The organism is Bradyrhizobium uaiense (genome assembly GCF_010811875.1).
Classification (GTDB): Bacteria; Pseudomonadota; Alphaproteobacteria; order Rhizobiales; family Xanthobacteraceae; genus Bradyrhizobium; species Bradyrhizobium uaiense.
This window is the reverse complement of the sequence record NZ_VKHP01000057.1, coordinates 1-13,152: the sequence shown is the minus strand read 5'-3', so window position 1 is coordinate 13,152 and position 13,152 is coordinate 1. Positions and strand designations below refer to the sequence as shown.

Annotated in this window: 16 protein-coding genes and 1 pseudogene; 2 read left to right on the top strand and 15 right to left on the bottom strand. The window is 58.1% G+C overall.

Going from position 1 to position 13,152, the window contains the following annotated elements; translation table 11 throughout:
- Positions 1–289 precede the first annotated feature (289 nt).
- The 5 genes from FNJ47_RS16270 to FNJ47_RS16250 are packed head-to-tail and all read right to left on the bottom strand — an operon-like array spanning position 290 to position 3,198.
- Positions 290–1,153 (bottom strand): SIR2 family protein, encoded by an 864-nt coding sequence (locus tag FNJ47_RS16270; RefSeq protein WP_163154775.1) that lies wholly within the window; start codon positions 1,151–1,153, stop codon positions 290–292.
- Positions 1,150–1,374: a putative nitrogen fixation protein NifT gene (nifT, locus tag FNJ47_RS16265; protein ID WP_076828206.1), complete on the bottom strand. Its 225-nt coding sequence runs from the start codon at positions 1,372–1,374 to the stop codon at positions 1,150–1,152. The genes FNJ47_RS16270 and nifT overlap by 4 nt, the downstream gene beginning before the upstream one ends.
- Positions 1,371–2,621, bottom strand: a complete 1,251-nt coding sequence (gene nifS / locus FNJ47_RS16260; RefSeq protein ID WP_163154773.1) for a cysteine desulfurase NifS — start codon at positions 2,619–2,621, stop codon at positions 1,371–1,373. Before nifS ends, nifT begins: the two co-directional genes overlap by 4 nt.
- Entirely contained in the window at positions 2,573–2,878 is a 306-nt protein-coding gene (locus tag FNJ47_RS16255) for a hypothetical protein (protein WP_235999922.1), read from the bottom strand. The genes nifS and FNJ47_RS16255 overlap by 49 nt, the downstream gene beginning before the upstream one ends.
- On the bottom strand, positions 2,878–3,198 hold the full coding sequence (locus tag FNJ47_RS16250; RefSeq protein WP_163154771.1) for a HesB/IscA family protein: 321 nt from the start codon (positions 3,196–3,198) through the stop codon (positions 2,878–2,880). Before FNJ47_RS16250 ends, FNJ47_RS16255 begins: the two co-directional genes overlap by 1 nt.
- A gap of 274 nt (positions 3,199–3,472) precedes the next feature.
- Here FNJ47_RS16250 and FNJ47_RS16245 point away from each other — a divergent pair, with 274 nt between their 5' ends.
- A complete protein-coding gene (locus FNJ47_RS16245) occupies positions 3,473–4,063 on the top strand; it encodes a hypothetical protein (protein ID WP_163154770.1) in 591 nt (196 codons plus the stop codon).
- A 9-nt stretch (positions 4,064–4,072) separates the two neighbouring features.
- On the opposite strand, the gene FNJ47_RS16240 is transcribed toward FNJ47_RS16245, so the two are convergent.
- From FNJ47_RS16240 to FNJ47_RS16195, 10 genes are all read right to left on the bottom strand, one after another.
- Positions 4,073–4,468, bottom strand: coding sequence for a Rieske (2Fe-2S) protein (locus FNJ47_RS16240; protein ID WP_163154768.1), 396 nt, complete (start codon positions 4,466–4,468; stop codon positions 4,073–4,075).
- 703 nt (positions 4,469–5,171) lie between these two features.
- Positions 5,172–6,029, bottom strand: coding sequence for a host specificity protein (locus FNJ47_RS16235; RefSeq protein ID WP_235999921.1), 858 nt, complete (start codon positions 6,027–6,029; stop codon positions 5,172–5,174).
- Positions 6,030–6,445: 416 nt separating this feature from the next.
- A complete protein-coding gene (gene fdxB, locus FNJ47_RS16230) occupies positions 6,446–6,745 on the bottom strand; it encodes a ferredoxin III, nif-specific (protein ID WP_163154766.1) in 300 nt (99 codons plus the stop codon).
- A 3-nt stretch (positions 6,746–6,748) separates the two neighbouring features.
- Entirely contained in the window at positions 6,749–6,958 is a 210-nt protein-coding gene (locus FNJ47_RS16225; protein WP_163154764.1) for a CCE_0567 family metalloprotein, read from the bottom strand.
- A gap of 8 nt (positions 6,959–6,966) precedes the next feature.
- Positions 6,967–7,431 carry a NifX-associated nitrogen fixation protein gene (locus FNJ47_RS16220; protein ID WP_163154762.1) on the bottom strand — a complete coding sequence of 155 codons (465 nt, stop codon included), beginning with the start codon at positions 7,429–7,431 and terminating at the stop codon, positions 6,967–6,969.
- 6 nt (positions 7,432–7,437) lie between these two features.
- Positions 7,438–7,833 carry a nitrogen fixation protein NifX gene (gene nifX, locus FNJ47_RS16215; RefSeq protein WP_163154760.1) on the bottom strand — a complete coding sequence of 132 codons (396 nt, stop codon included), beginning with the start codon at positions 7,831–7,833 and terminating at the stop codon, positions 7,438–7,440.
- Positions 7,830–9,236, bottom strand: a complete 1,407-nt coding sequence (gene nifN / locus FNJ47_RS16210) for a nitrogenase iron-molybdenum cofactor biosynthesis protein NifN (RefSeq protein WP_163154758.1) — start codon at positions 9,234–9,236, stop codon at positions 7,830–7,832. The genes nifX and nifN overlap by 4 nt, the downstream gene beginning before the upstream one ends.
- A 9-nt stretch (positions 9,237–9,245) precedes the next feature.
- Positions 9,246–10,892, bottom strand: a complete 1,647-nt coding sequence (gene nifE, locus FNJ47_RS16205; RefSeq protein WP_163154756.1) for a nitrogenase iron-molybdenum cofactor biosynthesis protein NifE — start codon at positions 10,890–10,892, stop codon at positions 9,246–9,248.
- 91 nt (positions 10,893–10,983) lie between these two features.
- Positions 10,984–12,540, bottom strand: a complete 1,557-nt coding sequence (gene nifK / locus FNJ47_RS16200; RefSeq protein ID WP_163154754.1) for a nitrogenase molybdenum-iron protein subunit beta — start codon at positions 12,538–12,540, stop codon at positions 10,984–10,986.
- 65 nt (positions 12,541–12,605) lie between these two features.
- Positions 12,606–12,860 carry a nitrogenase component 1 gene (locus FNJ47_RS16195; protein WP_430649384.1) on the bottom strand — a complete coding sequence of 85 codons (255 nt, stop codon included), beginning with the start codon at positions 12,858–12,860 and terminating at the stop codon, positions 12,606–12,608.
- On the opposite strand from FNJ47_RS16195, the pseudogene FNJ47_RS16190 reads away from it, so the two are divergent.
- A pseudogene (locus FNJ47_RS16190) lies at positions 12,825–13,152 on the top strand (nitrogenase component 1); the annotation flags it as partial. The gene FNJ47_RS16195 and the pseudogene FNJ47_RS16190 overlap by 36 nt on opposite strands.

Sequence of the window (13,152 nt, the reverse complement as noted above, 5' to 3'; positions counted from 1 at the left end):
CTCAAGACGAGGCGTAGCAACTCACATGCCACGGCGCAGAAGACGATATTTGGTCAGCATGTCATAGCGTTATCGGGCCCGACCGACGTTGAGACATGTAAGAGCGGCAATGATACGCTTGTTAAGAACGCGACAGATACGTCCTCATCCTCACTCAGAACTCTGCGGGCTGGCGCATCAATGATGGTGCCAAAGCGCGCGCAACACCCGGCTTCATCTGAGCGGGCGTTTCGTGCATCGCGCCATCTCACAACTGGCGATACCAGTTGGGCTATCGAGCTTCACACATCTAACGGGTGAGCAGTATCTCAACCGCGCAAGGGAGCCGAATCGCAAGCGGCGCCAGACCTTGTTCGAGTAGAAAACGGAACTCGTTGCGCGACAGCGTATCCGGATCGACGATCGCATAGTGGGCGCCAGCCGAGCGCTTGATAATCTGCCGCGCATAGCTGCGCAACAGCTGGTCGTTAAAGCGACAGCCGATGAAGAGAAAGGTCCGTCCGCTCCGCCTTTCCTTGATGATGTCCGGAATTGGCGTCTGAATGTCGATCTCGGTCAAGGCCTCGACATAGTCAGCATCGGAGATCAGGAAGTTGTTGGCCGGGTGTACGCTGCCATGCGGCTTATAGAGCACCGTCGCCCAGCTGCCGGCCACGGCACTGTCGACCTCTTGGCCAGAGGAATCATAGAAGCGATACCAACGATTCTCGCCAATGCCGGCACGGGTAATACCCTGCACTTCACCCCATCCCTCGCGCTTGCCCAGCGCGGCGCGCATCGCCCCATCGTACCATGCATCGACGATGACGGCCGGCGACAGGGACGCGAAATGATGATGTAACGGCGTCGGCTCCGCTGATCGAGCGAAGGCCTGCACCATCAATGTCGTCAGCGTAGAGCGATGTTTGCTGACCTCGATATGCTGCGCCGACGCCCACGCATTGCCTTTGGTCCGCCGAGGCAGCGCAATCTTGCTGGCGAAGAAGTCGGCCAGCGCCTCGGGCGTGGCCGGCACATCGGATCTGGACAGTCCGGTGAGGCCAGGCCCGAGATAGGGCACCACGCGCGCAGCCCTTAACCCGGCAGCGATGTCCGCGAGAATGGTCTTGGCATCGGCTGCATCGACAAAGTCGATCCGCCCAGGCCCCTTCACGGACCCTCTCCGTCCGCGCTCCGCTTTTTAGCGTCGATTGTGATCGGTAATTTTGTATCGCTCGCCATCTTAGGCAAATCGAGTACCCAGCCATTGGCTATTTTGATCCACCCGCCCCAGAGGGTCTCATATTCGGACTCGACGATCGGCTCTTCGAGATCTTTCTTTGGTACGTAGATCGACAGGCCCGCGTCCGGAGACCGGCGGATCATGATTTTCACGTTGAACTCCTTGACTGTGAACCATGGCTGGCCAAGCGGGCCGACTCCCGCGAAGTGGCGCGCAGGCGAGCCACGATGTCAGACACGGCGCACACGACCTCGTCGACCTCCGCGAATGAGGTTTCTCGCGATAGCGAGAAGCGCACCGCACCGCGCATGCTCCACGCCGGCACCCGCATGGCCTGCAAGACATGCGATGGCTCCATTGAGCCCGCGTTGCAGGCTGATCCGAGCGACACAGCAATGCCGGCCCGATTGAGATGGTGGGCGATCGCTTCGCCTTCGAGATGGTCGAAGGCAATATTGGTCGTGTTCGCTAGCCGGTTGCTGATATCGCCGAGCGCCATACACTCGCCAATGTGCAGTATTCCCTGCTCGAGGCGGTCGCGCAACGCAGCAATGCGAACGCGCTCAGCTTCGAGCCGCTCCGCCGCAAGCTCTGCAGCCTTTCCAAGGCCGACGATTGCGGGAATATTCTCCGTTCCGCCGCGGCGCCGTCGTTCCTGTGATCCGCCCCAGATCAGCGGTCGGAAACTTGTCCCCTTGCGCAGATATAGCGCGCCGATGCCTTTGGGTCCATGCAGTTTGTGCGCGGATAGCGACAGCATGTCGATCGCACTGTCCTTAAGGTCTACGCGCATCTTGCCGACGGCCTGGACCGCATCGGTGTGAAACAGCGCGCCCGCCTCATGGGTCAACCCTGCAAGGAACTCTACAGGAAATATCGTACCGGTCTCGTTGTTGGCCCACATAACGGAAGCAATCGCTGTCCGTGGCCCGAGCGCGCTGCGAAACGCCTCGATATCGAGCCGGCCGCGGGAATCTACCGGTACGACATGCGTCTTGACTCCGCTTGCCCCCAATTGCTCCGTTACGGCAAGAATGGCAGAATGCTCGACCGAGGTGGTGACGATCTCGTCGCGGCCCTCCTGGGTCGCAAGCGCAGAGAGAATCGCGGCATTGTTGGCCTCGGTCCCTCCTGAGGTGAAAACGATCTCATGATCGTATGCGCAGCCTAGCAACCGCCGTAAGCTACGCCGGGCCTGCTTCAAGGCGACTGCGACCTCGCCGCCAAAGACATGCGTGGATGAAGCGTTGCCGAATTGCTCGGTGAAGAACGGCAACATGGCTTGCACAACGGACGGATCGGTCCGCGTCGTTGCATTGTTGTCGAGGTAAATCGGCACTTGGGTCCCACTCAATCCAGGGCCTCGCCGACAGCCGCAATCGGGACGAGACGAACGCATTCGCCGAGCTTGTCGACCAGCCTCGTCTGAATGCGGCCCAGCGTCAGCCTAGGAAGTTTACAGAACGCGGATGCGCCGGCCAGACCGATGATGTTCCTGTGGCTATTGGTCCCGATGAGCCGACAGTCGCCACAATCGCCATGCAGATCCGATCGCATCTGTCCGATTGCGCCGCGAATGCGAGGCTGTCGCGGAGTGGCCGACGATTGCCATACTTGTTCCGGTTCGGCCAGCATGCTGCGATGTTTCTTCTTCATCAGCTAAACGATTTGCCGCAAGAGCAGCTCGCGGTGGCGTTCGGGTTTTGAAAGGTGAAGCCGGAGCTCTCCGGCGCCATGACGAAATCAATGGTCGTGCCGACCAGATGCTCATGGCTCTTGCTCTCGACAAACACCTTCAGACCGCCGCATTCGATCACGGTGTCACCAAGCGTCGGCACCTCGGCCAAGCCCATCTTGTATTTGAATCCATTGCAGCCGCCTGCTTCGACCATAATGCGCAAGCCGCCGATCGGGCGCGTCGATGATGCCATCGCGCCTTTGATGGCACTCACTGCGCTATCTGTCAGGTTGATCATGGATTACCCTCTCATGAGCTTAGGTCTGGCTGACAATGGCAAGTCATGTGCCAGCGTGCACAAGGTTGATCCCGCTTACTTTTTTTGATCGCATCTGTCGGCTTCAGGACCGGTGTCGAGTTCGTGACAACGCTGCCTGCGACGATCGCCTCTCGTATACTCGTTTTGTTTCGAGGCAAGGCTGGGGTCGTTAGGGATGCGGCGGCAAGCTATTTGCATTGCATCTGGCATCGGCCAGCGCGCCGGTGAAAAGCTCAAATCGAGGACGAATTTAATGACTGCAATCGAGAACACCGCACTCGGTCGACTTGAAAAGGAGGGCCGCCTGCTCAATGCTGTACTCAAGGGCGGAACGACCAAGCCGGGCCGGTTTGGCTTTCGCGGCGACATAGCACTAAAATTTCAGACTCAAGTCGCGGACGAGAAGCGACCGCCGGACTATTCGATCGAACAGGTTCTGACCGTCGCGCAGGACGGAGAAGGCACTATTCCGGTGCTGGCCGGCTACCTGCACTCCTTCGCCTATCTTGCTGATGTCGCGGCGGTGCTTGATGGTGCGTTAAGCCCCCACGGCAGTTATTTCTTGTTCTGTAACAACGTCGATTTGCTGGCGAAGTACCACATCAAGCTCGGTGGCATTACCTTCCACGTCCTGCCGTGCGATGAATCCACTGTTTGGAAGGAGATGATGGACCTAGTCGGGCTCAACAAGGACGACCTCAAGAAGCTGGATGCGGGCGGCAAGCTTGATTACCTCCTCGATGCGGCGAAGGCTCTCGACCTACCTTACGACGAGATCTCCTATGAAGACGGGCTGGAGAGGATGGAGCCGGTAAAAAACCGCAACGAGAACCGGCCGGTCTGAGCGCGGACGTCATTCGTTCCGGGACGCACCGTCTTCGACAAGACGCACGCCGACGACACAGATATCGCCATCCAGCACTGTCAAGGCGATTGGCGTGAGCGTTCTGCCCTTGCACGGACCATCGACGCACAGCCCGGTTCCGAGCTCGAAGGTGGATCCGTGTTTGCCGCACATCAGCCGGACGCCGTCTGGATCGAGGAACTCGTTTCGTTCCCAGTCCAAAGCAACGCCGTTGTGCGGACATCTATTGAGATAGCCAAGCACCTTCTTACCCCAGCGTACCACAACGATGGACCACGGCCGGTGATTGCCGTCATGATCGAGGACCATAAGGTGGAATCCCATGGCCTTGCGGCTCGGAATGTCGTTAAAACCACAAATCGCGTAAATAGCATCTACTTGCATTCATTGCTCGCCTATCGCAAGGGCTCTGCAGTGTTGCTGTGCCTTGTGCTGCAAGAATCGTCGGAGTTCTGCTCGGCGTTCTCTTAGCCCAACGCGCAGCCTTAGGGGTGCCGCCCGACTTGACCGGCTAGCAGAACCGCAAGCGCATGCGCAGCTCGTTGCTCCTGGCGTAGGGGATCCATTCCGGCTTCCCAGCGTACGCGCATTGGTACTCCCAGGGTCTCTATAAAACTGATATTCTATTGTACTGATAATTTCGTCCATTTGCTGGACGAGCCCGACAAGACGCTCGATCGTATGCTGGAACGCTCGTTTGGTCGCACACCCGATGGGGCACCTCGCGCCAGCCGTCGCAGAACGATATTCACGATCGCCAACTTCGCGACCCGTTCAGTGATACCAGATTCAACGGAAGTACTGACATCGTGAGCACAATCGGTTCCCGCATTTGCCTCAGATTGCCGCTCAAAAGCCGGATTAAAACAGGTCCTCTCTCAAACCGCACACCAAGGCCCTGCTGGCTCGGCGAAGCAGGCCCCCCGGCACGTATGACACAAGGCCGGCCCAACTCCACCAACCAACTCGCGAACCGGCATCTGGCAAGCATAAGGGAGCGCGACGTGACGCGCGCTCCCTTCAAGGCTACGCCTTCTGCTCGTACGCGAGCCGGGGCGAAAAACCCATCAGTTCCGCCTCACTCCCATTATTCCGGATCGTCTTCAACAGCCATTCGTCGAAGTTCACGCTCCAAATAAAACGAAGGATCATCGTCAGATGAATCCGTCTCAACGCTCTCTCGACGACCGCTGCGGGCTTCTTCGACCTTGGAAAGATATTTTGTAGGCTTGCCCACTCGCTGCCACTCGTTGTTCTCGTTCTTCGTCCACACTTCGGGATTCTGGTGAGGGTCGAGCACCCAGTGATCGCGACCCACGTGAACAAAACCCATTTCAGCTAGACGGGGCTCCATCCCCGGTCGGGCAGGACGCGACAATACCAATGGATGATCGCCGTCCAATCGCAATTGATGCTCGAGCAGGATATCGCCTGCGTTTTCGACAAGCGGGTGAGTAACGCGTAGATCTACTACGGACGTGATATCGTTACGCCCGAACTGTTCTCGAAACCGGTCTCCCTTGATCCGGACCGGGCCACCCACTGCTAGCAGGCCGACACTTTCGTCCCCCAGCTGATAGCTGAAGAACTTCGCGGGGTTATTCGGATCATGGTAAGTGTTGGCATAGGCTCCAGCAACAGTTGCAGCCCACTCAGCTTTCCTCGAAACAAACTCAGAGCACTCTTGTGGGTTGTCGGCGATGTCCCTGATATCGCGACGCAAGTATCTCTCCACGAGATCCATGAAATCTTCTTGTTCGTCGATTTTGATAATGGGTGGATCGGAACTCAGAGAGTATGGCGCCGCTGCCCCCGACGACGACCCACCTCGCTCCATGCGCGCAACTGTTGCCGCAAAACGGGGGCTATCTCCCGCCTCGCTCGAATCATCAGCCTGATTCGCGCTTGTGGACTGGCTGGATGAGCCAACGATTCTGCCATACATCCGGATCGCTCTCCTATCGGCGAATTGCACGCAATCGAGCTCGTGCCGCGCAAGCTCTGCCGATGAGGATACAATCTCTAGCTGACCACAAGCTTACCGCGCCACCGGTCCACTACGGGGTCGGCAAGGCATCCGCCGGAAGACAGACAACGACTCGGCCGCCTTAAGGCTCCACTGGATAGGTGAACCGCGCGTCCCTTGGCGCGGACGGGCGATCAACGACGTGCCGCTCGACGTTGTTGCTCTCGACCAGTACTAAACACCCGATCAATCATTTCCAAGTCACTTAGTCTCGGAGGTTTGAGCACGATGGCCTGATCAAAGATGCGAGCTCACCGATCACGTGCGCGTCACCCGCCCAGGTAGCGCATGTGATTGCACTATCCCCTGCTGCTGCTGGACGAGGCGGTCTTCGCTCACGTGACTTCAGCTCCGGCTGAGGCGTGGATCTGGCAATTGGCCGGGCACACCCTGGCGCAGGCGCCGCAGCCGATGCAGGCGCCCTCATCGTTCAGAACCATGATCTTCTTTTCGATCTCATCGTCCGCGTCATCGTCTAGATCGACAAGCTCACCCTCTTCGCTGATTCCTTTCAAGGTCATCACATCTCGACCGCACACCTTGAAACAGCGCCCACAACCGATGCACTTCTTGTCATCGATCGATGTCAAGTATTCCGGTATCCACTCGCGGCCATCGCGCGCTGCAAATGACATAAGTCAGCCCCTCTGGTTATTTTCCAGCGCCTTCAAATCATGGCTCTTGCGCTCGAGTTCGGCATAGGCATCGTACGCCTTCTCCGCCACCGTCATGATCGAGCCCCAGTTGACAGGCAATTCCTCCGACAGGTCGTGCAAATCCATTTTGGCTTGCAGCGCCTTTCCTGACAGCTTCTTCAGTTCTGCTTTCAATGCTTCACGATCACTCATGAGCGCCCTCAATAGTTCGCCACGTCCGGAAATCTGCGAACCATGTCGATTCCGTCGTTGACATATTTGTCGCCTTCCTGTGCAAGCTTTACGAGATTAACGAAGCCAAAACGATGCACATCGCGTAGCTGCTTGTTCACGGCGATCAGGCGCCCTGCGATCAACACCACGCGGCCGAAGCCTTCATGATGCAGCTTCATAATGGGCTGGACCATCACGCCGGTGACCCTCTCGATCGAGAGCGCGACCGCGTCGAAGAACAACTCAAGCCGCCACAGCGTGTCGGGATCGGGATCGCCGACTATCGGCAGGGCGCGCCGCTTCTCCTTGTCCAAGACATAGGGTTCGAGTAGGTCGAGATCGCTCTTGTTCGTCCAGGCGCCGTTGGCATCCTGAGCGCGCCAAATCTTGATCAGCTCCATGAGGAACGGCGCGTCGATGCCGCTACCCTGCCGCACTATTTCTTCGGTCATCTCACCTCATTCGTCGAACTCAAACGCGCGGCGCTGGTCCTTGGCCATGGCCTTGCGCAGCCAGGGAGGTGGCGTTCCCTTCAGTACGTCCTGAAGCTTTTCAAGCAGCATCAGGATGCTTTCCGGCTTGCTCACCTTGATGGGATGGATCTTGTTGGCCACCACCCTCGCGGCACCAGCACCGCCGATGGCGGCGACGTAGAGAATTGCACAATCCTTGATTGCATCGATTTTCGGCGCCAACTTATCGTCGTTGCCGTCTTCCTTGAGATCGCCCTCAAACTCAATTGCTTTAAGAAAGACGTGCCCGCCCGGCGCGACATCATAGATTGCGATATTCTTCGCCCAACCAAAATGTGCATCGACCCGTCTAAGATCTTGCGTAGCGAATGCGACCTTCATGCTGTCGACCTCTCAGCTGCGCCACTCGAGCTGTGGCCGGCTCGTCGTGGCAGTGCGGGCGCAGCCCGCCAGCTATCCGGCGTAGGCTGGTGGTTCTCCTCTCGGTCAGCAATCACGAGATTGGCGATATCGAAGATCATATCGCGCGTACCACGATAGCCGACGGATAGCTGGTGTCCTGCACCAAGCCGATCGAACATCGGAAAACCTGCGCGATAGAACGGAATTTTCAGCCGAGCCGCCGCTTGCCTGCCATGCGAATGCGTGATCAGCAGGTCGCATTGTTTGGTTCTGGCGAGCTCCTCGAGGTCCTCGAGATCACCGATGAAGACTTCCTCGGTCTTGACTCGCTCAATAACGACCGACTGTGTGGTTGTCACTGCTGCGGTCACCTGCGCACCCATGTCATGCAGCGTACTGGACAGGTCGAACAGGAGGTCTGGCTCGGCGGCGATCGCAACTCTGCGACCACCAATATGGAAGTGCGCGTCCAGCATTGCATCGGTGAGCTGGCCACGCTGCCGCCGATATTTCACCGGTACGGGCCGGCCGCTGATCTCGCTCAAAAAGGTGATAAATTCGTCGTTGGGATCGAGACCACAAAGCCGTTCGAACAGGCGAAATGGCACGCCGGCCTTGGCCTGCAGGACCTCCGCCGCGCGTCGCATCTGTGCGCCAATTGCGATCGTCCATTGAGCGCGTCCCATGCTCGCAATTTCGTCGATGCCGATGCCGCCTATGGTTGTCGGCGTAAACTCATCGGGGATATGCCCATCAAGCGAGCCTGCCAGATCAGGCAAAAAGGACGGCCGCAACCCGAAATCCTCCAGGATGGCCCGGAGTTCGTCTAGATCACCGGGGGTGAGGTGGCATCCTGGAAGAACATTCACCTTGGACGGGTCGCGCAGTCCACTCACGCCCGGCCCCTCGACCAACGCCTCCGCAATGCGCGCCACAGCCTTCTCCCAGCCGTCCTGGAACGCTCCCTTGAAATCTGGTGTCGAGACATAGACCAGCGGCAATTTTGCAAGTTGCGGATGCTTGTCCCGGATCAGCTTGAGATAGGCATCGACATCGTCGCCATTGGTCTCTGTAACCCCGGTTGAGCAGATCCCCACGATCTTTGGCTTGGCTCGGCTGTGGATATTGAGTATCGCCTGCTCGAGATTCTCGTAGCCACCGAGCACGGTTGCGACCTCGCTCATAGCGGTGGTTTGCAGCGGTACTGCTTCCTTGAAATGGCGCACGAAGAGCGTGAGCCCGAAGGATGTACAGCCTTGCGAGCCGTGCAGAAGCGGCATAGCCCCACGCAACCCCATAAAGGCGAAGGCTCCACCGATCGGCTGGCTCATCTTCAGCGGATTGACCGCACAAGATTTAGTAGACGCTTTGACGAGGGCCATAACAGGTCCTTATTCTGCGGCCTGTGGCAGGGCAGATGGTGAGGCCGCCAAGATTCCCTCGATGCGTCTGTTGCAGCAGCCGCCGACCGCATCGGTGTGCTCTCTGACAGCTTCCACGCTGATCAAGCCATGCGCGGTGATCGCATCCTCGATTGTTCCGAGATCGACCTTGTTGCAGAAGCAGATCTCCTTGGCTCGGCGCGCCGTTTCGCCGAGCGCAGGATCGCAAGCGATCTCGGCCAGCGGTGATCGCATCTGCACCATCGCCTTCGCCAAGACCTGCCATGGCGCAGGTCGACGCAGCTGCTCCCACATCGGATTGGAGAGCGACTTGTCGATCTCCTCCACCAGTTTGACCATTCCAAGATAGCCCAGATAGGCATGGCACCGCTCTTGGTTGATATCGATCCAGGGGATCGCCGCCTTCAGTGCGACAAACTGCGATTTGCCGCCCGACAGCATGATGTCCGCTTCCGCTTCTTTCAACATTCTGTACATTTCGCGCGGCGTCATCTCCTCGATCATGTGGGCATCCTGCCCCATCAGCTCCTTGATGCGTTCCTTGTCCTCCCTGGTCGATTTCTTCACGCTGGTTCCGACCAATTCGAGACCGGCTTCCTGCAGTGCCGCCACGACCGACCATGACTTGACGCCGCCGGTAATCAACAAGGCCTTCTTGCCTTTGAATCGTGGCTTGTACGGTTCGATGGCAGCCCAGGCGCGCGTTTCCTCGCGCGCGATCACCGCATCAGTGCGCCCGAGCAACTCTTGGGGGGCGCCGCGCTCGACCAATAAGCGGGCGATCTGGCGAAGCGAATCACTCGAATCCTGGATACCGTAGAACGCCCCCTCGAAGAACGGGATGCCGTAGCGTTCCTTCATTTTGCGTGCGACGTTGATCATAGATTTTGAGCAGACCAACATCGCCGCCCGCGCACGATGAGAAGAAGCGACCTCGCGATACTTTCCGTCGCCAGAGATGCAGGAGAGAATCCGGACTCCGAGCTCGTCCAGCAATGGCTTCACTTGCCAGAGCTCTCCTGAAAGGTTGTATTCTCCGATCAGGTTGATGTCGTACGGCGTTGTGTAGTCCGGCTCCTGCGTTCCGATGACATGTTCGAGCAGGGCCTCGCCGGCAAGCTTGTTACCCAGGTTTTTGGAGCCAACGAACCCTGGGGAATTGATCGGGATAACTGGTTTGCCGAACTTCTGAGACGCAGCCTTGCAAACCGCATCGATATCGTCGCCGATCATCGCCGGGATGCAAGTCTGATAGACGAAGATCGCGGGAGGGTCCCACTTATTGATGATTTCTGTGATTGCCTTGCACAGCCGCTGCTCGCCTCCGAATACGATATCGGTTTCGTTCAGGTCGGTGGTGAATGCGGTCCGCCACAGATTTGAGCCAGACGACGCCGAGCCGCGATTGTCCCAGGAGTTGCCTTCGCACGCAATCGGACCGTGCACCAAGTGAGCGACATCGGTAAACGGCTGCAGCGCGATCTTGGCACCGTCGAAGGCGCAGCCGCCCGCAGCACTGCCCGGCTGCAGTTGCCTGGTGCAGCCCTTCCTGCGATCAGCCTTCGACTTACTGCCATTCTTGGTGCAGCCCGGCTCGTCGAAGATATTCTGGACCGTGGCCGCTAGCGAACTCATCCGTTTTCCCCTCAGCAAACTAATTGAGAGATTGACCGCCGTGCATTTGTGCCACCGCCGGGTTTGGCGATGGCACGCGCACTGTTCGTCATCAGCGAATGATGTCGAAGCTGTAGTCGGTTTTGCCAAGAAGGTTGGTCTTCTTGTCGATTTCGTCGAAGATCTTGTCGAGGATCTTGACCAGCACATTCAGGCCACCCTGATAACCCCAAATGGGCGAGCGGTGATGGTGATGCCGATCAAAGACTGGAAAGCCAATTCGGATCAGTGGCGTTCCAGTGTCACGCTCGAGGTACTTGCCGTACGTGTTGCCAATCAGAAAATCGACCGGCTCGGTAAATAGAAGCGAGCGCAAGTGCCAGAGGTCCCGGCCAGGGTAGACTTGGCAGCTCTGCCCAAACGGCGAGCCTGCAAGCAGCGCCGCCATTTTTGTCTGCCATGCCTTGTTGCCGTTGGTGGAAAGCACATGGGTTGGCTCGGCGCCCAGTTCGAGCAGAAAGGCAGCTACCCCGTAGCAGAGATCCGGATCACCATAGATCGCGAACTTCTTGCCATGGATATGCGCACTGGAATCGGCGATGGCATCGACCAAGCGGCCACGCTCTCGTGCGAGTTGCTCCGGAATGTCCTTGCCGCCGATCCGCGATAACGCCACCAGCAAGTCATCCGTTGCGGATATGCCAATCGGGTAGTTGAAGGACAAGACATCCTGCCCATGCCCGGCCACGAATTGCAACGTTTTCTCCGTACACCACTCCTGCATGGAGATTGTCGCCTTGGCGTGAACGGCGTTGGCTGCGTCTTCCAGCGTGGTGCCACCGTCATACATCCGGAACTCGCCATCTGTCGGGGTGTCGAAGACTTCGGAGTTGTCGGCGAGTATGGTGTGCTGGATTCCCATCAGTTCCAGGATGCGCCTGATCTCGCGAAGGTTTCCGACGGTATAGCCATCGAAACCGCCGATGATGTTGATGGCCTGGTTCGGCCTGCGCTCCAGCTTCGGCACCGTTCCGGCCTTGCCGTCCCAAAAATGCTCCAAGATGCCCTTGAGCGCGTTGTCGTAGCCGGTGACGTGGCTGCCGACGAAGGCCGGCGTGTGGGCAAACGGCACGTCGAACTCCGCCGGAACCGAGCCCTTCTCTTTGGACGTCTTGATGAAGGCGTTCAGGTCATCGCCGATCACCTCAGCCATGCAGGTCGTGGAGACCGCAATCATCTTGGGTTTGTACATGTTGTAGCTGTTTGCGAGCCCGTCGATCATGTTGTTCAGGCCACCGAATACAGCAGCGTCCTCGGTCATCGACGAAGAGACGCAGGAACACGGCTCCTTGAAGTGTCGCGACAGATGGCTGCGATAATAGGCCACGCAGCCTTGCGAGCCGTGAACGAAAGGCAGCGTGCCTTCAAAGCCGACGGAGGCGAATACGGCGCCAAGCGGCTGGCAGGCCTTGGCCGGGTTTATCGTTAGCGCCTCCCGCGCAAAATTCTTCTCGCGGTATTCCGGCGTTTTCGTCCATTCCTTGATACGCTCGACTTCGGCGGGCTCGCGGGGATCCTCGAACATCTTCTTCTTGTCCAGCATCTGCTGGTATTCCGGACCGCGGAACAGTTCGAGATGATCGAGCACGTGCTCGGCACTTTGCGCCATTATTAAGATCCTTTTACTATCGAAATTGACCGCCCCGCTCTCCGCTGAGAGCGAGACTTGTTGCCCTATTCTGCAGCCAAGAGCTTGGCCCTCGGCGTTTCCTTCCAGGGCGCCTTCGTCTTTTTCCAGACAGGCGAGTTGACAGCCATGTCCATGTCGCGCGCAAAGATCGCAAAGCCGTCATAGCCGTGATATGGACCCGAATAGTCCCAGGAATGCATCTGCCTGAACGGCACGCCCATCTTCTGGAACACGTATTTTTCCTTGATGCCCGAGCCGATGAGGTCAGGCTGTATGTCGGCGGGCTTCGTCCGCGTCATGTGATTGGTGCCTACGAAGACCTCGGGATGGAAGTCGTGGGCACCGGATACGAGTTTGGCCACAACGACGATTATCAGCGCACCGCTCAGAACTACGTAAAGGACAGCACGCTGATCTATGACGACGTCAATGGCTACGAGTTCGAGCGCTTCGTCGAAAAGCTCCAGCCTGACCTCATCGGCTCGGGCATCAAGGAAAAATACGTGTTCCAGAAGATGGGCGTGCCGTTCAGGCAGATGCATTCCTGGGACTATTCGGGTCCATATCACGGCTATGACGGCTTTGCGATCT